The sequence below is a fragment of the Pseudoxanthomonas sp. OG2 genome, from assembly GCF_014192765.1.
Taxonomy (GTDB): Bacteria; Pseudomonadota; Gammaproteobacteria; order Xanthomonadales; family Xanthomonadaceae; genus Pseudoxanthomonas_A; species Pseudoxanthomonas_A beigongshangi.
The window spans coordinates 853,925-875,272 of the sequence record NZ_JACHYM010000002.1 but is presented as its reverse complement, the minus strand read 5'-3'; the positions used below and the strand labels follow the sequence as shown (position 1 = coordinate 875,272).

Annotated in this window: 15 protein-coding genes and 1 tRNA gene; 11 read left to right on the top strand and 5 right to left on the bottom strand. The window is 63.2% G+C overall.

All coding sequences use genetic code 11. The annotated features are described in order from the left end of the window. The first annotated feature begins 59 nt into the window (after positions 1-59). The 7 genes from pheT (at position 60) to FHW78_RS17065 (ending at position 6,599) form a co-directional block, all read left to right on the top strand. The gene (gene pheT, locus FHW78_RS17095) at positions 60-2,453 is read left to right on the top strand and encodes a phenylalanine--tRNA ligase subunit beta (protein ID WP_183643437.1); all 2,394 of its coding nucleotides are present in this window, start codon (positions 60-62) and stop codon (positions 2,451-2,453) included. Between the two features lie 52 nt (positions 2,454-2,505). Further along, positions 2,506-2,805, top strand: a complete 300-nt coding sequence (locus FHW78_RS17090) for an integration host factor subunit alpha (RefSeq protein WP_097121753.1) — start codon at positions 2,506-2,508, stop codon at positions 2,803-2,805. Next, a complete protein-coding gene (locus FHW78_RS17085) occupies positions 2,786-3,142 on the top strand; it encodes a MerR family transcriptional regulator (RefSeq protein WP_079723142.1) in 357 nt (118 codons plus the stop codon). The genes FHW78_RS17090 and FHW78_RS17085 overlap by 20 nt, the downstream gene beginning before the upstream one ends. An 85-nt stretch (positions 3,143-3,227) precedes the next feature. Beyond that, a tRNA-Pro gene (locus tag FHW78_RS17080) sits at positions 3,228-3,304 on the top strand. Between the two features lie 102 nt (positions 3,305-3,406). Then, positions 3,407-3,877 (top strand): cupin domain-containing protein, encoded by a 471-nt coding sequence (locus tag FHW78_RS17075; RefSeq protein ID WP_141453654.1) that lies wholly within the window; start codon positions 3,407-3,409, stop codon positions 3,875-3,877. A gap of 101 nt (positions 3,878-3,978) precedes the next feature. Next, positions 3,979-4,986: a TraB/GumN family protein gene (locus FHW78_RS17070; protein WP_235996730.1), complete on the top strand. Its 1,008-nt coding sequence runs from the start codon at positions 3,979-3,981 to the stop codon at positions 4,984-4,986. Between the two features lie 92 nt (positions 4,987-5,078). Continuing rightward, on the top strand, positions 5,079-6,599 hold the full coding sequence (locus FHW78_RS17065) for a hypothetical protein (RefSeq protein ID WP_183643431.1): 1,521 nt from the start codon (positions 5,079-5,081) through the stop codon (positions 6,597-6,599). Between the two features lie 110 nt (positions 6,600-6,709). Here the strand turns inward: FHW78_RS17065 and dxs are convergent, their stop codons facing one another. The 4 genes from dxs to FHW78_RS17045 all read right to left on the bottom strand — a co-directional run bounded on the left by dxs (position 6,710) and on the right by FHW78_RS17045 (position 12,022). Beyond that, the gene (dxs, locus tag FHW78_RS17060; RefSeq protein WP_183643428.1) at positions 6,710-8,614 is read right to left on the bottom strand and encodes a 1-deoxy-D-xylulose-5-phosphate synthase; all 1,905 of its coding nucleotides are present in this window, start codon (positions 8,612-8,614) and stop codon (positions 6,710-6,712) included. Between the two features lie 182 nt (positions 8,615-8,796). Then, complete coding sequence (locus tag FHW78_RS17055) at positions 8,797-9,447, bottom strand: HNH endonuclease (RefSeq protein ID WP_141453650.1); 651 nt, start codon at positions 9,445-9,447, stop codon at positions 8,797-8,799. 146 nt (positions 9,448-9,593) lie between these two features. Further along, entirely contained in the window at positions 9,594-11,384 is a 1,791-nt protein-coding gene (locus tag FHW78_RS17050; protein WP_183643424.1) for an acyl-CoA dehydrogenase C-terminal domain-containing protein, read from the bottom strand. Positions 11,385-11,545: 161 nt separating this feature from the next. Further along, positions 11,546-12,022 (bottom strand): LEA type 2 family protein, encoded by a 477-nt coding sequence (locus FHW78_RS17045; protein ID WP_183643421.1) that lies wholly within the window; start codon positions 12,020-12,022, stop codon positions 11,546-11,548. Positions 12,023-12,379: 357 nt separating this feature from the next. Between FHW78_RS17045 and FHW78_RS17040 the strand changes: the two genes are divergently transcribed. The 3 genes from FHW78_RS17040 to FHW78_RS17030 all read left to right on the top strand — a co-directional run bounded on the left by FHW78_RS17040 (position 12,380) and on the right by FHW78_RS17030 (position 18,613). Then, the gene (locus FHW78_RS17040) at positions 12,380-16,699 is read left to right on the top strand and encodes an RHS repeat-associated core domain-containing protein (RefSeq protein WP_183643418.1); all 4,320 of its coding nucleotides are present in this window, start codon (positions 12,380-12,382) and stop codon (positions 16,697-16,699) included. Then, positions 16,648-17,178 (top strand): hypothetical protein, encoded by a 531-nt coding sequence (locus FHW78_RS17035; RefSeq protein WP_183643415.1) that lies wholly within the window; start codon positions 16,648-16,650, stop codon positions 17,176-17,178. Before FHW78_RS17040 ends, FHW78_RS17035 begins: the two co-directional genes overlap by 52 nt. Before the next feature lie 1,018 nt (positions 17,179-18,196). Further along, positions 18,197-18,613 (top strand): hypothetical protein, encoded by a 417-nt coding sequence (locus tag FHW78_RS17030; RefSeq protein ID WP_183643412.1) that lies wholly within the window; start codon positions 18,197-18,199, stop codon positions 18,611-18,613. A gap of 368 nt (positions 18,614-18,981) precedes the next feature. Here FHW78_RS17030 and FHW78_RS17025 read toward each other — a convergent pair whose 3' ends face one another. Beyond that, positions 18,982-20,100 (bottom strand): serine hydrolase domain-containing protein, encoded by a 1,119-nt coding sequence (locus tag FHW78_RS17025; RefSeq protein WP_183643409.1) that lies wholly within the window; start codon positions 20,098-20,100, stop codon positions 18,982-18,984. Between the two features lie 498 nt (positions 20,101-20,598). On the opposite strand from FHW78_RS17025, the gene FHW78_RS17020 reads away from it, so the two are divergent. Beyond that, positions 20,599-21,267: a hypothetical protein gene (locus tag FHW78_RS17020; protein WP_183643405.1), complete on the top strand. Its 669-nt coding sequence runs from the start codon at positions 20,599-20,601 to the stop codon at positions 21,265-21,267. Positions 21,268-21,348: the final 81 nt, after the last annotated feature.

The window sequence follows — 21,348 nt, the reverse complement described above, 5'->3', positions numbered from 1 at the left end:
ACGTCGACGACAATGGACAGATGGCAACGGTGGGCCGAGGCCCACCCTACGGTGACACGATGAAATTCAGCGAAAACTGGCTGCGCAGCCATGTTCCCACCCAAGCCACCCGCGACGAACTGTCGGCGGTGCTGACCGCGATCGGACTGGAGGTCGAGGAAGTGACGGCGCTGGGCGACGGCCTGGCCGGCGTCGTGGTGGCTCGCATCGTCGAATGCGCGCGGCATCCGGAGGCGGATCGCCTGCAGATCTGCCAGGTGGACGCCGGGCAGGGCGCGCTCCTGCAGATCGTGTGCGGTGCGCCGAATGCGCGCCCGGGACTGGTCGCTCCGCTGGCCATGATCGGCGCCAACCTCGGCGGCATCGCCATCAAGGCCGCCAAACTGCGTGGCGTCGAATCCAACGGCATGCTCTGCTCGGCCAAGGAACTGGGTATCGACGCCGATGCTTCCGGCCTGCTGGAACTGCCGGATGACGCGCCCGTCGGTACGCCCATCGGCGATTATCTGGGCCTGCCGGACGCCAGCATCGAAATCAAGTTGACGCCCAATCGCGCGGATTGCTTCAGCGTTCGCGGCATCGCCTACGACGTGGCCGCCGCGGTCGGCAGCCAGGTCAAGCCGTTGGATGCCGATCCCGTTCCCGCCCGGGACGATGCGGCGCGGGTGGTCGAACTTGAAGCCGGCGAGCGGGTGCCGCGTTTCGCTGGCCGGGTGATATCCGGTGTCGACGCCACCGCGCCCACGCCGGTCTGGATGGCCGAGCGCCTGCGCCGTGCCGGTGTGCGTCCGATCAGCCTGCTGGTGGATGTCACCCAGTACGTGATGCTGGAGCTGGGCCAGCCCATGCACGCCTTCGATCAGGATCTGCTGGACGGCACGGTCGTCGTGCGGCCGGCGCGTGCGGGAGAACAGATCAAGTTGCTCGATGGCCGCACCGTGACGGTGGACGAAGAGTTCCTGGTCGTTTCCGACAGCCAGGGCGGCAAGGCCGCGCGGGCCGTGGCGCTTGGCGGCATCATGGGTGGATACGACACCCGCGTCACCGATGCCACCCGCAACGTGTTCCTGGAGGCGGCGCACTGGATTCCGTCCGCCATCATCGGCCGCAGCCGCCGACTGGGCATGCACACCGACGCTGGCCACCGTTTCGAGCGGGGCGTCGATCCGGAACTGCCGCGCATCGCCGTGGAATACGCGACCCGGCTGATCCTGGCCGTCGCCGGCGGCGTGCCAGGGCCGGTGACCGAGACCGTGCTGCCGGAACACCTGTCGGCGCCGAAGGCCATCGGCCTGCGCCGCGCGCGCGTCGCGCGCGTGCTGGGCATCGAAATCGCCGATGTCGAGATCGAACGCATCCTGCAGGCGCTGGGCATGCAGGTCTCGCGCGATGGCGAAGGCTGGCGGGTGGTACCGCCGAGCCGTCGCTTTGATATCGCGATCGAGGAGGACCTGATCGAGGAACTGGCGCGCATCCATGGCTACGAGCGCATCCCGACCACGCTGCCCGGCGGCGCCACGCGCGTAGCCGTGCAGACCGAAACCCGGGTCGAACCGTCGACCGTGCGCCGCCAGCTGGCCGCGCGCGAATATCTGGAAACGATCAACTATGCCTTCGTCGATGCATCGTGGTTGGCGCATTGGCAGGTTTCCGACGGGGCCGTGCCGCTGGCCAATCCCCTCAGCGCCGAACTGGGCGTGATGCGGACGCAGTTGCTGCCGGGCCTGGTGGCCGCCCTCGGCCGCAACGTGGCGCGCCAGGCCGGGCGCGTGCGCCTGTTCGAGCTGGGCAACGTCTTCAGCGCCTCCGGCGAAGGCAAGGCGCCGTTGGAAACCCTGCGCATCGCCGCCGCGGCCTGCGGCGACGCACGCGCCGAACAGTGGGGCGAAAAGCCCGCGCGCAAGGTCGACTTCCACGACCTCAAGGGTGATCTGGAAAGCCTGGCGGCCACGGCTGGCGCGGTGCTGGAATATCGGCCGTCCACCCGGCCGTTCGGTCACCCGGGACGCTCGGCGGACATCTACCGCGACGGGCGGCCCGTGGGCTGGATCGGCCAGCTGCATCCGCGCCTGCAGCGACAGCTGGACCTGGATGCGGACGTGGTGGCCTTCGAAGTGGATCTCGCGCCGCTGGCTGAACGCGCGGTCGCGCGCGCATCGGAGCTGTCCAGGTTCCCGTCCGTCCGCCGGGATCTCGCGTTCGTCGTCGCGGATCAGGTGCCCTGGGATGCCCTGCGCCAGACCGCGCGAGAGGCCGCGGGCCCGCTGTTGCGGGACGTCCAGCTGTTCGACCGCTATGTCGGGCAGGGCGTCGAATCCGGTCAAAAGAGTCTCGCTATGGGCTTGATTTTGCAGGACAACTCACGCACTCTGACTGACCGCGACGTGGAAACCGTGGTCGCAGGCATCGTGGCCGCCATCGAGGCGGCCCATGGAGCGAAGATCCGCGGATGAACGGCGTGAAGGCAATGGCAGGACTGGGAATAGAAATAGGGGACAGGCAGAAATGGCGCTGACCAAGGCCGAGATGGCCGAACGGCTGTTCGACGAGGTGGGTCTCAACAAGCGCGAGGCCAAGGAGTTCGTGGACGCCTATTTCGACGTGCTGCGCGATGCGCTGGAGCAGGGGCGGCAGGTCAAGCTGTCCGGTTTCGGCAACTTCGACCTGCGCCGCAAGAACCAGCGGCCGGGCCGCAACCCCAAGACCGGGGAAGAGATTCCCATTTCGGCGCGGACTGTGGTGACGTTCCGGCCGGGGCAGAAACTCAAGGAGCGTGTGGAAGCCTATGCTGGATCCGGGCAGTAATCGCGAGCTACCGCCGATTCCGGCGAAGCGCTACTTCACCATCGGTGAGGTCAGTGAACTGTGCGACGTCAAACCGCACGTGCTGCGCTACTGGGAAACGGAATTCCCCAGTCTCGAACCCGCCAAGCGCCGAGGCAACCGTCGCTACTACCAGCGCCACGACGTGCTGATGGTGCGCCAGATCCGCAGCCTGCTGTACGAACAGGGCTATACCATCGGCGGCGCGCGCCTGCGGCTGGAAGGCGAAGGCGCCAAGCAGGAATCGGCGCTCAGCAACCAGATCGTCCGCCAGGTGCGGATGGAGCTGGAAGAAATCCTGCAGCTGCTTCGCCGCTGAGCCCTTCCGCGGACGCGCCTAGGAAAGCCGGGCGCGTTGCCGCTATAATCAGCGACCGCCCGCAAGGCGGACGTTTTCCAGGATTCGGGGTATAGCGCAGCCTGGTAGCGCACCAGTCTGGGGGACTGGTGGTCGTCGGTTCGAATCCGGCTACCCCGACCAACTCGCAAGAGACGAAAAAGCCCGCCGAGCGCGGGCTTTTTCGTGCCGGCCTGTTGCGGGCCACCTTGCGGGGAACCCCATGCTCATGTTTAGTATTCCTTCATGCACCCGCGCGCCGAAGAGTTGATCCAGTCGCTGGACCTGGCTCCCCACCCGGAGGGCGGGTACTACCGTCGCATCTTCGAATCGACCAAGCGCACCGAGGTCAATGGCATCGAGCGGCCGACGCTCACCGCCATCAAGTACCTGCTGGTCGCCGGCGTCACCAGCCGCTGGCACCGGGTGGACGCCACCGAGATCTGGGACTGGTCCGAAGGCAGCCCGCTGGAGCTGTCGATGTTCGACCCGGAAAACCGCACCCTCAGCCGTGCCCAGCTCGACACGTCCGCGCGCGGCGGACAGCAGGTCCAGGTGGTGAAGGCCGGCATCTGGCAGAGCGCGCGCAGCTTGGGCGACTACAGCCTGATGGATTGCTCGGTGTCGCCGGGCTTCGTCTGGAAGGGTTTCCAGCTGCTGGAGCACGACAGCGAAACCGCACGGCACCTGCGCGAGGCCGGCGGCAAGGTCGCCTGAGTCACGGGAACCGGCGGTTGGTCGCGTGGTCTGAATCGCCGCCCGGCGCACCTGGCGCCTTTCCGTGAGTGCAGGGAATGCGATTGTCGATTTGCACAGGCTTGATTCTGGTTTCCTGCTGGTCGTGGGGTGCCTTGGCCCAGCAACCGCAACGGCCGGTCATCAAGGACACCGAAACCCCGGCCGCGGGGCCGGTCATCGACATGGACACCGTCGTGGTCAGCGGCGCGCAGCCGGGCCCGGGCCTGTGGCGGGTCAGCCGTGACGGACACGTGCTGTACATCCTGGGCACGCAATCCCCGTTGCCCAAGCAGATGATCTGGCAGTCGCGCGATGTGGAACAGGTCATTGCCTCGTCGCAGGAAGCCATCAAGCCACCACGGGTCAAGGTGGATGCCGACATCGGCATCATTCGCGGTGCACTGCTCATTCCTTCCATGCTCAAGGCCCGGCGCAATCCCGACGATCGGACCTTGCGGGATGTATTGCCCCCGGACCTCCACGCACGCTGGTTGATCCAGAAGGCGCGCTACCTGGGGCGGGACAAGGGCGTGGAGAAATGGCGCCCGATCTTTGCGGCACGGGAGCTCTACGAAGCCGCGCTCAAGCGGGCGGGACTGGCCGAGTCCGGCATCGTCAGTCCGGTGGTGGACAAGGCCATCAAGCGACACGGCCTGAAAGTCACCACGCCATTGCTCAGCTTCAAGGTCGAACAGCCCAGGCAGGCATTGAAGGAGTTTGCGGGTACCCAACTGGACGACAGCGCCTGTTTCAGGGCGACCCTGGATCGCGTGGAAAACGATCTGCCCTTGATGACTGCCCGCGCCAATGCCTGGGCGGTCGGTGACATTCCCGCGCTTCGCGCCTTGCCCTATGGCGATCAGAACCGCACTTGCGCACAGGTTCTGACCGAAACCGAGTTCGCCCGCAAGCGCGGCGTCGCCAATGTCGCCGCTGCACTGCAGGACCAATGGCTGGAGGCCGCGGAAAATGCGCTGCGGACCAACGCTTCCACTTTCGCGACCTTGCCGATCGCCGAGTTGCTCAGAAGCGATGGGCCACTGGCGAAGTTGCGGGCGCAGGGATACCAGGTCGAGGCACCGGAATAGCCATCGAAATGGCCACCCGGTGCTTCGGCACTGGCTACCCGCATCTGGTTCCCGTTTAATGGACGTCCGTCCACGGTCCTGGGGATGACCGCATGCGCCTTGCCGGAATGGCACTCACCACGATCCTGTGCCTGTCGATGACGGGTGCCGTCGGTGCTTGGGAAAGCACGCGAAAGGCTTCGCCGGCCCAACACACGGTCAATGATCCCTATCAACAACGCATCCAGGACGTTGCAGGGCGGTTCCAGCTTTCAGAATCCCGCCGCCTGAACCGGGAACTCAAGCCCATTCTTGCCGACAGGCGTTTTGACGCGTTGCCCGACGCGCAGCGCCACGGCCTGCTGATCATGGCCGCGGCCGCCGCCGCGTTCGAGGACGAAGGCGAGCGCTCGCGCTCATTGTTCCTGCGCAGCATCCAGATCAAGCCCACCGGCTATGCGTGGTACATGCTGTCGATGCTCGAAATCGAAGATGGACAGAATGATCAGGCAGCGCTCTATCTGAGCCGGGCATTGGCGGAAAGTCCCGGTGAACTGGCCGATTTCCCCGAGGAAATCGTGCCCGAGATCCTTCGGGCCTCGACGGCGGGATCCGATGCGAAGTTCGGACTATTGCAGGCTCTTTATGAGGCTGGCTGGGATCAGCGCGGGTTGGGGGCCAGTGATACCTGGTTCAAGCTGGCCGAGGAATACCTGCGGCGCGGAGAACCAACGCAGGCACGTGGGCCGATTGAACGCATCGATGGCGCGATGGCGCTGATCAAGCTGCGCATCGACCGCCGCTTCGATGGCGTGATGTCGGAACTGGAAGGTCTGCCGTCTCCGGAGCAGGCCGCGCAACGGCGCGTTGAACGGCTCCGGCGCCTGGCAACCGAACAGCCTCGCCGGCTGGAGCCGCTCAGCGAGTTGATGGGGGCGTTGCTGGTCGTCGGCCAATGGGACGAAGTGGTCCGTCTCAGCGGTGAGGTCAAGGCGCGCCTGAAGGAGGCGCCCGTCGATGCGCCGCCATTCGACGATGTCGACCAGTACCTATGGGTGCAGAACCGACGCAGTACCGCGTTGCGCGCGCTCGGACGCTGGGACGAGGCCGTCGCCGAATTGGCCGAGGCCGCGCGCACGCCGGACCGCGGGCAGACCAACGTCAACCAGGTTCTCAACCTGGGGGGACTGTACTGCTCGCTGGGCAGGCCGGATGACGCGCTTGCCGCGATTGCCCCGGTGGGGGAGATGAGTGGCTACGGAAAGATGGTGCAGGCGTCCGTGCAACTGTGTGCCGCGACGCTCAAGCGGGACACGCGTGGAATCGAGCGGACACTCGGCTATCTGCGCAAGCATCGCGCGGACGGAGAAGACCTCCTGCTGGACGGCCTCGTGAGCACGGGGCGGCTGGACGAGGCGGCTGTCGAACTCATCGCGCAGCTGGAGGCGCTCGATACCCGCGCCGAAACCCTGCTGTCGATACAGGAACTGAAAGAGCATGACCCCATGCCTGGTGACGTCGAGTCCCATGCGCAGTGGAAAGCGCTGGTTGCGCGAGCCGATGTACAGGCCGTGGTTGCCCGGCTTGGCCGTATCGAGCACTACCCGCTTTATTGGGGGTGGGATGACCACTAATCCGGGAAGCCCGACAAGCATGCGTTATCAGGGGTAACCACGACCCGGTTGGTGGCCCGGTAGCCGTGAACCGTGTTCCTAGGCGCGGGTGTTTCGATTTCTGGCCGGGATCAGCCTGCCGCGCTGAGGGGCGCGCTGGCCGCCAGTTGCGGCCAGCGGCGCAGCACGGAGGCGCGGATGCCTGCCGCGTCGATGCCCGCTTCGGCCAGCAGATCCTCGCGGCTGGCGTGATGCTGGAATTCGTCGGGCAGACCGAGATGCAGCACGGGCAGGGCGATGCCCTCGGCATTGAGCAGTTCGGCTACGCCGGAACCCGCACCGCCCATCACCACGTTGTCCTCCACGGTGACGAAACCCTGGTGGCTGGCGGCAAGCTCCAATACCAATGCGCGATCCAGTGGTTTGACGAAGCGCATGTTGACCATGGTCAGGCCCAGTTCGCGACCAACCTGCTCGGCGGCGGCAACCGTGGATCCGAACGCCAGCAGCGCCACGCGATTGCCGCGCGTGCGCAGTTCGGCCTTGCCAATGGGCAGGGTGTCCAGATCCGTCTGCACGGCCACGCCGGGGCCGGTGCCCCGCGGATAGCGAACCGCAGCCGGGCCGGCGTGGTGATAGCCGGTGCTGAGCATGCGTCGGCATTCGTTCTCGTCCGCCGGCGCCATCACCACCAAGTTCGGCACGCAGCGCAGATAGCTCAGGTCCAGGTTGCCGGCATGGGTGGCGCCGTCCGGGCCGACCACGCCGCCGCGATCGATGGCGAACAGGACATCGAGATCCTGGATCGCCACGTCATGCACGAGCTGGTCGTAGCCGCGCTGCAGGAAGGTGGAGTAGATCGCCACCACCGGCTTGCCGCCTTCGCAGGCCATGCCGGCGGCGAGCGTCACCGCGTGCTGCTCGGCGATGGCGACGTCGAAATAGCGCTCGGGGTATTCCTTGCTGAAACGCACCAGTCCCGAGCCTTCGCGCATCGCGGGCGTGATGCCCAGCAGCCTGGGTTCGGCCGCGGCCATGTCGCAAAGCCAGTCGCCGAAGATGTCGGTATAGGTCGGCTTCTTGGCGCCGCTCTTGCTGACCAGGCCCTTTTCCGGATCGAACGGGCCGACCGCGTGATATCCGATCTGATCGCCCTCGGCCAACTCGTAGCCCTTGCCCTTGGTGGTCAGGATGTGCAGCAGCTGCGGTCCCTTCAGGGTCTTGAGCGTCTTCAGCGCGCCGACCAGCGCTTCCACGTCGTGGCCGTCAATCGGGCCGGTGTAATGGAAGCCCATCTGTTCGAACAGGGTGGATGGCACGAACATGCCCTTCCAGTGCTCCTCCCAGCGGCGCATGAAGCGCGCCGGCGGCTTCTTCTTGTCGCCCAGCAGTTTCTTGCCACCCTCGCGCAGTGCGTTGAGGGTGCGGCTGCTGCTCAGCCGTCCCAGCATCTTGGTCAGCCCGCCGACGTTCTCCGAAATCGACATCTGGTTGTCGTTGAGGATGACCAGCAGGTTGGGTTCGGGTTCCATGCCGCCGGCATGGTTGAGCGCTTCGAAGGCCATGCCCGCGGTCATCGCGCCATCGCCGATCACGGCGACCACCTTGCGGTCGTCGCCCTTCTGCGCGAGTGCGACGGCCATGCCCAGGGCGGCGGAGATCGAGGTGGAAGAGTGGCCGACCCCGAACGTGTCGTATTCGCTTTCCTCGCGCTTGGGGAACGGCGCGACGCCGTCCTTCTGCTTGACCGTGTGGATCTGGTCGCGGCGGCCGGTGAGGATCTTGTGCGGATAGCACTGGTGGCCGACGTCCCAGACCAGGCGGTCGACCGGCGTCTCGTACAGATAGTGCAGGGCGACGGTGAGTTCGATCACGCCCAGACCGGCGCCGAAATGGCCGCCGCTCTTGCCGACAGATTCGATCAGGTAGCCGCGCAGCTCCTCGGCGATGGCCGGCAGTTCGGACTCCTCGAACCGACGCAGGTCGGCGGGGGTCTCGATGCGGGAAAGGCGGGGGTAGCGGGCGGGATCGATCATGGGCTTGATTTCATCTGGCCCGCTATTTTCCCCCCCTTGTGTGAGGCGGGGCAAGCGAACGGGTGAAGCCGGGGCGAAGCGACGCGGCCCGGGCGGGCGAAACTCACGACCTGTTCATTTGCCGGCCGTGGCGTTCGGGTGCTTTCGGGCATAAGGGGCCGGGCAGGCCGGAACGGCCGGGCTCAGGCCGACAGCTTGGACTTCTTGGGCAGGTGGGCCTTCAGGAAGGCCATCTGGTCGGCCAGGATGTTGCGGTTGGACAGGATCAGGTGCTCGATCCAGCTGGGCCGGTAGGGCACCGCCAGCAACGGCATGTGGGCCTGCTGCGGGGTGCGGTTGCTCTTGCGCGAGTTGCAGTGGAAGCACGCGGTGACCACGTTCTCCCAGGTGTCGCGTCCGCCCTTGGACAGCGGCAGCACGTGATCGCGGGTCAAATGCTGGCGGCTGAAATCCTGGCCGCAGTACAGGCACAGATAAGCATCGCGCGCGAACAACGCGGTATTGGTCAGCGTCGGCGTGGGCGAGAGCGCGTGTGCACGGGCATGCCCGCGGGAAGCGACGATGGGGTGCAGCTCGATGACGCTCTGTTCGCCGGTCATGCGGCTGGTGCCGCCATGCACCCGCAGGCAGGGCTCGCCGAGCGTCCAGGCCACCGCGCCGCGCGCGTACAGGCAGGTCGCGTCCTGCCAGTTGATCCAGTCCAGCACGCGGCCATGCGCGTCGAGCGACAGCAGGCGCGGAGTGAAGCGGGAGGGGGATTGCGGAGCAATGACCGCCGGGCCGGATGCGCTGCCGGTGTCGACCAGGTGAAGCTGAGCTGTGTCTGCTTCCATGGGGAATCAGGTTATACCTGATTGATGACAATTTGGATAGCGCCGCTTTGGCAATGCCGGTGGCTATCGACCGGCAACCGCCGCCGGCACCGCGAATGCATGGGCATTCCCACCCTTGGTCCGGGTGGGAATGCCGCTGTCGAGTCTCATTCGCCGAACCGTTCCGCGGCCATCGCCATCAGCGGCGAAGCGCCGGAGCCGATCGCGGCGGCGTGGGCGAGGGTACGCGGCAGGATGCGGGCGAAGTAGAACCGCGCCGTTTCCCGCTTGGATTGCTTGAACGCCTCGGACTGGGACGACGCTTCCGCGGTCGCCACGCTGCGCGCCCACCAGTAAGCCAGAGTGACGTAGCCGGAATAGAAAAGGTAGTCATGGCTGGCGGCGCCGATCTCTTCCGGATCCTGGCTGGCGCGCTGCAGGATGTCGCGGGTCAGCACGGCCCATTCGCTGGTCTTTTCGCGAAGCGGCGCGATGAATTCGGCGATGGCCGCGTTGCCTTCGTGCTCGCGCAGGAACGCCTCGATCTCGGTCAGGAAAATCTTCAGTCCGGCCGCCTGGGTGGACGCGGTCTTGCGCCCCATCAGATCCAGTGCCTGGATGCCGGTGGTGCCTTCATAGAGTGTGGTGATGCGCGCATCGCGCGCCAGCTGTTCCATGCCGTGTTCGTGGATATAGCCGTGGCCGCCGAAGCACTGCAGAGCGTGGTAGGTGTTCTCGATGCCCCACTCGGTCTGGCAGGCCTTGGAAATCGGGGTCAGGAAACTCACCAGCGTGTCGGCGCGTTCGCGCTCGGCCGGATCCGGCGAATGGCCGGCCACGTCGATCAGCGTGCCGGCGTGCAGCGCAAGCAGCCGGCTGCCTTCCACCAGCGACTTCACCGTCAGCAACATGCGGCGCACATCGGGATGGACGATGATCGGATCGGCCGGCTTGTCGGGAAACTTCGGGCCGCTCAGTGCGCGCGTCTGCAACCGCTCGCGTGAGTAGCGCAGCGCGTTCTGGTAGGCGCGCTCGCTCAGTGCGATGCCCTGCAGGCCGACGCCCAGGCGCGCGGTGTTCATCATGGTAAACATCGCCTGCAGGCCCTTGTGTGGCTGGCCGACCAGGTAACCCTGCGCACCGTCGAAGTTCATCACGCAGGTGACCGAACCCTTGATGCCCATCTTGTGTTCGATGGACCCGCAATGCAGCGCATTGCGCTCGCCAACCTTGCCGTCGCGATCGACCTTGAACTTCGGCGTCACGAACAGCGAGATGCCCTTCGCGCCCGCCGGTGCGTCGGGCAGTTTGGCCAGCACGAGGTGCACGATGTTGTCAGTTAGATCGTGTTCGCCGGCGGTGATGAAGATCTTGGTACCGGTGATCGCGTAACTGCCGTCGGCGTTGGGTTCGGCGCGGGTCTTCAGCAGACCCAGATCAGTGCCGCAATGGGGTTCGGTCAGGCACATGGTGCCGGTCCAGCGGCCTTCCACCAGCGGCTTGAGGAAGACCTCCTGCTGCCAGGATTCGCCATGCTGCTTGAGCGCCTCGACCGCGCCGTGCGACAGCAACGGGAAATTGCCCCAGGCCAGGTTGGCGGCATTGACCATTTCGTTGAGCGGTACGCCCATCACGTGCGGAAGGCCCTGGCCACCGAAGTCCGGCGACGCGGTCAGGCCGGTCCAGCCGCCCTCGATGAACTGCTCGTACGCAGCCTTGAAGCCAGGCGGCGTGGTCACCGTCTGGGTGGCCTGGTCGTAGGTCGAACCGATCTCGTCGCCGACGCTGTTCAGCGGCGCCAGGACGGTTTCCGAAAAGCGGGCAGCTTCCTCCAGCACCGCGTCCAGGACGTCGCGGGTGGCGTCGGCGTAGCCGAGCCGGGCGAACAGGGCTTCGGCGCCCAGCACGTCGTAAAGGGCGAAGCGGATGTCATTCAAGGGGGCGCGATAGGCACTCATGGGGGATGTCGGGACGGCGGCCCGGGGGCCGGAAGCCTTCAGCATACTACGGCGTATGGCGGTGGCGGATGGCGCGCCGCAGCATGCCGCGGCCAGGGGCGTGGGGCCGGAAACGACAACGGCCCCACGCGGGGCCGTTGCTGCAAACCGGAAGGCAAGGATCAGCGCATGACGCCGTCCAGCCCGGGCACCGGATTGAGGGTGCTGCGACCGGTGATCTGGAAATCGCGCGGCTTGGCCTCCTCCGGCGTGGCATTGGCCGTTCCCTTCAGGCTGTAGGGCAGCGAACGCCGGCCAGCCAGCGCGTCGGCCAGCACCATCTTGGCTTCCGCGCTGGGCATGAACGGCACCGTGACCACGTCCGCGGACTCCGGTCCGACCGACAACGCGGGACTGGATTCCAGGGTGCCGGCGTTGTGACCGTCCACTTCCACCGCCAGGCTGACCCGATCAAAACGCATCGGGATGCTGCTGTAGTTCTGCAGGCGCAGGTCCACCGACCAACTGCCGTTGGCCCTGACCGTCAACTGCTGGATGCTGGCCGCCGGTTCCGATACGCGCCGAACCGGACCGCCGCTGCACGCGGCCAGCAATGCCGTCGCCAGAAACACCACCGCCAAAAGACCACGCCGAATCATCCCGTCACTCCATGCCGAGTAGATGCGGATAGTACGCGTCGAGGGGCGGGGCTTCCAAGGGAACAGGAGTACGCGCTTTTCCGTGGTTGACCCGCGGATGGCGGAAGTTGCGAAAGAACAGCCGGGCCTCGTTCCGCCGCACGCGGCAGATTCAGACGAATCCTATTCATTCACGCCCCTTGGCGACGCCATCGTCGGGCTGCTGGTGATCGAGCGAAGTCTGTTCGGCCTTTCGTATCCCGCCCCCGGTGCCTGCCTGCGAGCCGGCTCCTGTCGCATGGAAGCGCATGGCCTCACCCGGCAGGTCCAATGGAGGGATAGGGAATGCGTGCAATACGAAGTGTGGGGATTGCGTCGATGCTGCTGCTTGCCTCGCTGTGGTCGACCGGTGCGGGCGCCATCATGATGGCGGACAGGAGCAGGTGTCCAAATGGCGTACAGGGACCGAACGGCTGCCAGTCCGAGGCGCCCACGCCCAACACCCTGGAAACAACCACCGTAATCGGGGTACGACCTCCGGCTTGGGAAGCCATCTACGATCGGTACATCTACGACAGTCTGTTCCGTGGGCAAACCGGTCCCCACAGGCGCGATGATCTCCCGGAAACCCAGATGCCCGGAGAGCCTGTCGAGGCCGACGCAAAAGCGCCTCCCGGCCCCTGCGACGAAGCCGCCAAGGGAGCGGTCACCCTGGCGGGGGATCCGATCGACTATTCCAATGGCAACCTGCTCGAATTCGCCTATGACTTCACCACGGCGGGAGAAGTGCCGCTGTACCTGCAGCGCTCTTACAACCGCTATTGGACCCACAAGGGGCTTTTTGGCTACAACTGGGTGAGCAACTTTGATCTGCGGTTGTCCAGGAGTGCCGACGGCAAGCGGATCACGCTGTCCAGGAACGACGCCACGATGCTTGGCTTTGCATACGCCGACAAGCCAATGGCAGGTTGGCATGCGGCCGGAACAAGCGCGTACATCCGCGCTGACGGCCGCGGCGGCTACATCTATCACGCGTCGGACAACAGCATCGAGACGTACAACAGCATCGGCCAGATAACCAGCCAGAAGAACTCGCGTGGTGTCGGCATCACCTTCGGCTACGTGGGCGGGTTGCTGACCACCGCGACACACACCTCCGGCCGCGTCGTTCGATTCGGCTGGTCCAACGGACTGCTGACCAGTGTCATCGATCCGGCAGGGAACGTGTACCGCTACGGCTATCAGCGAAAGGCCGCCCAGGTCCAGCTCCTGAGCACCGCGACGTTGCCCGGAACGCCCGCCACGGTGATCGGCTATCACTATGAACAACCGGGAACGGGCCTTACCGGAAAATCGGTCAATGGCGAGCGCTTTGCGAACTTCACCTATGACAGCTACAGCCGCGCCACCAGTTCGATGCACGCCAATGGTGCGGAAAAGTACACGTTCTCGTACAGCTTCCCAGGGGCAGGGCAACTGAAGTCGGTGGTGACCAATCCCTTGGGCAAGAAGACGACTTACCTCTTCAGGAACGGCAAGCTGTTATCCGCCACCGGACACCCTTCCGCGCACTGTCCCGGCACCTACCGCGAGATTACCTACGACAAATACGGAAACCGCGATCTGGTCACCGATTCCGCGGACGGAATCACCGACTACGACCACGACGAGAAAGGGCGCCTGACCCGCAAGGTCGTCGGTGCGGGAACACCACTGGCACAGGAGACCCGCTACAGCTGGGACGCCAACAACCGGAACACGCGTGTAGTGGTGAGTGGAGTATCCCAGACCGACTACGTGTATCGTCCGGACGGCCTGATAGCGTCGATCTCGGTCCGTAATCTCACCAGGCATGGCATTGCCGGCCAGACCCTGGTCACGCGATATGGCTATACGTTCCACCCCAATCGCATGTTGCACACGGTGGTGGAGGATGGGCCCGTGGCGGGTGCGGGGGATGCGATCACGCGGACGTTCGACCAATTCGGGAACCTGACCGGCATCGCCAACAGCCTCGGACACCGGACGACCTACGCAGCGCACAACGGGTTGGGGAAGCCGGGCCGCATCACCGGCGTGAATGGAGAGGTCACCGAGTACACCTACGACGCCCGTGGGCGGGTACTTGCGGTTAGGCAAACCACGGGCGGAATCATCCGTATCAGCCAACATACCTACGATCAGCGAGGCCGTCTCATCCGGACGCTGGATCCGGAAGGAACGGACACGACGTATCAGTACGATTCGTCCGATCGCCTCATCAAGGTTTCCCGGCCCACCGCGAATCCCGAATACCGGGCGCTGGGCCGAAACGCCAGGGAGTATCGCCTGAACGTCCACGACGCCGCCGGCAATATCGTCCGTACCGACGTCGGGATTGAATACAACGCGCCCAGACAGGGGACAGGTCGGGCAATCACGATTGTCTGTCGGCCCCGACGGCTGGATTGCGGCCCCGAACTGCCGGAACCATTGCCGCCGTCGAGGCCCGCCGTCCCTTCCACGCTGTTGCTGGCGCGCGAGCATACGGACTATGACGAACTGGGGCGGATTCGCGCCCGTCGGGGCAACAATGGGCAGATTGTCCGCTATGCCTACGACGCCAACGGCAAGCTGCGGACCATGACCGATGCGCTGGGGAGGAGCACCACGCTGGCACATGACGTACTGGGGCGGGTCGTCGCCGTGCGAGACGCGGCAGGTCACTGGACGCGCTTCGAGTACGACGGGGGCGGCCGCTTGAGCAGGATTGTCGATCCCAACCGGAACGCGACGACCTACGTGCATGACGGCTTGGGACAGTTGTGGGCGCAGCGTAGCCCGGATACCGGACTCAGCACGTTCGAGTACAACCCGAGCGGCCAACGTGTCCGGATGACCCGCAATGACGGTACGGTGACGACCTACGGCTACGACGCCCTCGGACGTACCAGCCAGATAGCGGCAGGCGGGAGCATCCATCGGTTCGGTTATGACTGGTGCACACATGGCAAGGCCAGGCTCTGCAATGCAGACAGTCCCGAAAGCAGTGTTCATTTCTCCTATGCCGTGGATGGCCAAGTGACCGCGCGTCGCGAGCGATTGATCGCCAATGGCCGGTTCGACGCGGATGACCGGACACGCTACCGTCATGACCGCATGGGCCGACTGGATGCCGTGGTTTATCCCAATGGCATGGCGGTGGGATATGGCTATTCGGGTGGCCGTCTGGTGGCGATGACGCTCAATATCGGCGGGAAAGTGCAGCACATCGTCACCGATGCGCGATATCGCGGTCCTGGCACGATGGCCGAATGGAATCATGGCAATGGCCTGAAAAGGACACTCGGCTATGACCAGGGACAGGTGACGGGCGATGGCCGCCTGACCGGAATACGCACGCTGAATGGCAACCGTGCACTGCAGGCACTGGATATGAGTTACGACGTATCGGATGCCATTGTGGGCATCGCCAATCCAGCCAACCCCCGTGTGAGCCAGCGGTTCCGCTACGACCGCGTGGAACGGCTCACCGAGATAGATTCACCGGCGGGCAACCAGCGCTTCTCCTACGACCCCAATGGCAACAAGTTGCGGCACGTCTGGAGTTTCGATGAGGCACTGACCCTCGAGCGCGGCAGCAACCGGATTGGCGCGATGACGTCGCATGCCTATACGCATGACCGACTGGGAAACCGCGCAAGCCACGCATGGGGAGGTTCAACGGCCACCTACGCCTACGATGCCTTCAATCGGATGACCAGCGTGTCCAGGAACAGACCCATCCGGTCAGCCGAGCCCAACCACGCAACCGTCAGCCTGCCTGCCGGTACCGCAACCTATGCCTACAACACCTTCAACGAACGCGTGCGCAAGCGCGCGCCCGGGCAGGGTGGCCATCGATACGTGTATGGACCGGGCAGCCGGTTGCTGGCCGAGCGGGCTGACGGGACCGGCGTCTGGACCAACTACCTGTGGTTTGGCGACCAGTTGGTCGGGATGGTGCGCGGCACCCAGGTCTACCACGTGCATACCGATCATCTTGGACGCCCCGAACTCGCGACGAACAGCGCGCGAGCCGTGGTCTGGCGCGCGGACAACCACGCCTTCGACCGACGGGTGACCCTGGACGCGATAGGTGGACTCAACCTGGGCTTCCCGGGGCAGTACTACGATGCAGAAACCAATCTCTGGTACAACATCAATCGCTATTACGACGCACGTTTGGGGCGGTATACGCAGTCTGATCCGATTGGGTTGTTGGCAGGAATGAATACGTATGCGTATGCGAATGGAAGCCCCGCGAGATTTGTTGATCCATGGGGTTTGGAGGGGACCGGATCATTCAACAATGGTGGACATGCCGTAACCTGGGAACGTGGTGCGCGTATCCCAGTGCTGTCTGCCCTGGCCGATACGCTTGACACTCTTCGTGGGAGAGCTAATGACTTGGTTTCTAGGAATTTTGTTGAGGCCGATAAGTTTTACCACTGCCTAGCGATGTGCGAAGTATCTGCGCGCGGCGCACTCGATGCATCATTTGCGCTGACATCGGGCGTTGCGCGTGAGCTGTACCAACAGCACATAAAAGGAGAGGATCCTCAGGACTGCGCAGCCGACAATGCAGCAAACGGGCTGGGAATCGCGGCAGGGCTTAGGAATCAGAATTGCGTATCTTCTTGCTCAAGTTTGATGCCACCCGGATTTTCGTTTCCATGAGATTCTTTTCTGTCGCAGTTTTGGTGATGCTCTCTTTGTTGGCCTGTTCAGAGGTTTTTGGGCCAAATGAGACCGTATCTAGAGCCTATGGCGACTACATCTATGCTTCCAAAGAAGGAGCTCTTGAATCGGGCTGGTTACCTCGAGAAATTCCTGTGTCCGCCCATGAAATTGTTGAGAGTCATAACGTTGACTCTAATGAGATGTGGGTTCGTTTTAATTACGAAAATGAAGGGATGTCTGGATTTATTGATGGGTGCGAGGTGAGGTCAAATCCATTATTTCCGAACGCGAGAAGGACGCGTAGAAATGCCCCGTGGTGGCCAGAGAGATTGATGCAGGGAAAGGAGAATGAGGTTTTGGTTGGGTACACCTTTTATTGGTGTCCGAGAATGATTCATGCATCTACCGAATTGCCGGCTCAGGTAGCGATTGATCATCCGGGTAGGGTCATCTGGTACTGGGTGGGAAGGCAATGACCGATAGGTGATGGGGTAGGGCGTGGAGCGGGATCACGGGGCGTGGGCACTTGCCAGAGGGAGCGTGGGTTAAAGAAACTTAAGAAGCCGGTCTGGAAATCGGGCGATGACATGCTCAGATGGAAACGGTTGAAGTCTAGATCTGGATGATAAGGATGGCAGGTCGCTACTTCGCATACATCCGGACGGAAATGTGCCTGGAACCGAAGGGTGTGTTGGAATTGCTTGTGGATACCACAAGCAGATCTATGATTCCCTTATGGAATGGCTTCTAAGGAATGGCGGTGAAATAGAATTAGAAGTGGACTATGGGAAGTGATTATGTCAACAAGAGCTGCACTTTTCTTGATTGCCTGGGCGTCATCTTTCCTGTCGTCGGCGGACGCGTCCGCAAGAGATGGAAAGACGGACTTGTTGATTATAGCGACGAGATACGTTTCTTCTTATACGAAGGTCGCCCACAAAGCGGGCGATCGAGATGGAGAGTTTATCGAGGATTTTTTGATTCCAGCGATTAGGCGTGAGGTAGGTGGAGGCGCTCTATCGAAGGGGCAGGTTGAAGCGGTTGTCGATTTCATCCTAGTGTCAGACTCATTTTCTAATGAAGAGGTGAGTGAGATATCTTGGATCGTGTATGCGAACAACAAAAGTTTTTTTTGTGAGAAAGTTGGCTCTCTAGCTTCTGCTGATAGGCAGATTGTAAATAGACGAGTAAAGAGTGGCATGACCGAATCTGGTGTTGTTGGTTTGAACAATGTATGCGCTTAATGGAACCAGGTTCTATGGTCCGTTGATTTCGGCTGAGTGGCGGTTTTCTGGCGAAGTGAGTCGATTGAGGGGTATCCAGGCCAGCCGTCTGTGGTGCGTGATTAATGATGGGTTCGTACAGATGGCTCAACACCAGCGGTGTTATTGGTCCTATGCCTAGGATCGGCGGCGCAGGCGGTGCGGACTATTCCAACCCCGGGCAACACACGCCTTTCTATCCCATGTCGCCGGTGCGTCAGTGAGCATGAAGATGCCAACGCTCCTGCTGGTGATGTCATTTTCTGTGGCGGCTTGTGATGGCGGCTTAAAGAGCCCAAGTGATGTCTTCCTGATTCCGAAAGATCAAATAGAAGCTATCACTAAGCAAGCAAATTTCGGCGACGTGGATGCCGTAAAGCGTCTGATCGCGCACTATGAAGCATCACCTGAAAATGATGCGATTGCCGAAGAGTGGCGGGCAAAGGCTAGGGCGCTTGGTGATGCACAGGAGCTCTATTATTTTGCAAAAAGGCAATTCACAGGAGCGATAATTGAAACTGAATCGGCAAAAAAACGCGAGATGCTTATGGGCGCTTTGAAGGCTGCCGAGCAATCATTGTCAAGTCGCGAAGATGCATCGACCAAGCAGCTGATCGAAGAAATTACTCGATCTTTGAATAACATTTAGTTCTCGAGGCCCCGCTCATGCGGGGCTTCTTCTTGGCTTCTGCTGTTGACGCTGTTGTCGCGGTAAGAGCTCGTGCGCACTGATATATATGACTAAGGATGTCTATTTTTAGGGTGACCATGGAACATTGGCTTATTGCAGTCGTAGCCCCGCTTGTGGAGCTAAATCCAGTGAAGTATGCCTTTAAGGAGGCGTATCGAATATCGGCTGACGTCAGGCTTGGAAGAAGGGCTCGGAGGATTTTCTTTTATCAGGTGTTCGTCTTGATTCTTGCGATTCTCGTCATTGCTTTCTGGGGCATGGTGGGGGCTTGATGGCGGGTAGCAGGATGGGTAAGGGTGGCACCTGGCCGGCGCCTGTTCTTTGCGTCACATGTTGCCTGTAGTCGGCCCGTCGATCTTGCCTTTGCATGGGCGCGAACCCAGGTCCAGCCGCTCGGCGATGCCCTGCGGGCCGATATCTCCGGCACGATTGATAAGCACCACGACAGTTCGCCGCAGAGTGGGGACGTGACGCAGGTATCCCGTGAAGCCAGCCGTTCCCCCGCCGTGCCCCACCACCTGGCCGCCGTCAGCCAATTCCCAGCCAGCGCCCCAGCCGGCCGTAGTACCGTCGGCAAGCGGCGTGTTGCGCCACATCTCGCGGAGAAGGTCATCGGGCAATAGCTCGCCTTGGTCCAGTGCGACGGCGAAACGAGTCATGTCGTCGATGCTGGCGAGCAGCCCTCCGGCGGCCCAGGCAGAGCCGGGGGCGGTGATGGGCGGGTCGAGCCAGCGGCCATCCTGGTAGAGGTGTCCTTGGGCAACGATGCGGCGGTCGTCGGCGCGACGCGGTCCGGCGTCGCGCATATCCAACGGGCCCAGGATTTCGTCCCGCAGGAACTGCCAGTAGTCCGCGCCAGTCACCTGCTCAATGGCGAGCCCGAGCAGGATGTAGTTGGTGTTGGAATAGGCGTGTCGGGTTCCCGGTGCAAAGTCCAGAGGCGCCTGCGCGACCATCGCCAATAATTCCCTGGGCGTGGGATCCGTCGGCATCAATTCGAGAAAGTTTCCCTCGTTGAGATAGTTCGGGACACCGGACGTATGGCTGAGCAGCCGTGACAGGGAAATCAGCTCCCATGCCGTCGGCAGGGCATCCACGTAGCGGCCGATGGGAGCATCTATATCAAGCAGCCCACGCCGCCGAAGCCGGAATACCAGCAGGGCAGTAAATACCTTGGTGATGGAACCTATTTCGAACACCGTGTTGCGCTCGACCCGCGCACTGCTGGCATCGTTGCGCAGTCCTGCCGTGGCCATTTCGGTTATCCGCCCCCGGTCCACCACGACCGCGGCCATTCCCGGCTGTCGCTCGGCCTCGAGAAGGACAGGCAGGGATTTGCAGTTCTCCGGTTGTCGGCCGCCTCCACGGGCACCAGGCACGATAAGTCCGGCACCTGCGGCGAGCAGCGCGGTACACAAGCGGCGTCGTGTCGGATCGTTCTGCATCGGCGGTGTGCTGTTGGTTCCGTAATCGGCGATGGTAGAGCGGCAAAGGAGGCTTCGGCTACCCGAAGGACCGGAAAATCAATGTCCGGTACTCCGGCGACGGCGACCACAACTTCTCCAACTGGCGTGAGTTGGCGGTGCTGGAGCGGGTCAGTACGGAGGCCGCGTGCCGCCCATCCGTCGCCTGGGTTCGGGCCGCAGTTTCATGCTGGATACCGAATGCATGTCGTCGCTCATGGTTGACATCATGGGAGCTGTCATCTCCTCCGACGAAGCGAGCTGACCAACCAGGGCGAAGGTCGCACAGCCGATACCCGACCGCCACTCGCGTGCGGCGAACCGGGACGAAGGACACGGGCCAGGTCCGGGAATCCGCTGGGCATCCGCGTGGCGACCGGCTACGCTTCCCGCATCGTCGGCGGCACCCGCGGACCATCCCGGCACGCACCACGACGAAGCGGACGGTCGGCAGGCGTTCGCTGCAAGGAAGAGACGCGGATGGATTTCCTCAAGCTGCTCAAATCGCTGGAAGAGTTCCTCTACGAGGTAATCACCTGGCTGGTGTTCTTCCCGCTCACGCTGTGGAGGGTGGCGCGCCACCCGCAACGGATGGCGCGCTACGCGGAGACCGAGCTGAGGGACAAGCTGGAGAAGCAGTTCGACGACGCACTGAGTCCGCCGCTGTTCCTGATGCTGGCCATCCTGGCCGCGCATGTGCTCGAACTCATTCTGCATCAGCGAGTGCAGGCGACTAGCGAACTGTCCCGCCAGGTAGTGGGCAACGAACAGGGCCTGTTGCTGTTCCGCACCCTGACTTTCGCACTGTGGCCCTTGCTGATGGCTATCCACTGCCAGCGGCGGCGTGGGCAGCGACTGGACCGCGAAAGCCTGCGGCGTCCGTTCTACGCGCAGTGCTACCTGGCGGCGCCCTTCGCCATAACCGTGTCGATGGCGATGCAATTGGTAATCAAGCCGGGCGTGACGTCCACCCGGATCGGCTGGGCGTTGGCTGCCGTTGCGGCGGTCTGGTACCTGTGCGTGCAGGCGCGCTGGCTGCGCGACACTCTGCGGGCAAACTGGTGGAGCAGTGGGCTATCGGCGCTTGGGGTGCTGGTGCTGGGCGGCATCATCAACCTGACTATCGGCGCAGTGCTAGTCCTGAATTGAGTCCTTCACCCCGCGTGGACGCGCGCGGGGAGTTCCCGGATGGCTGATAAACAATCAAAGGAAATCAGGCCTTCCGAGGGT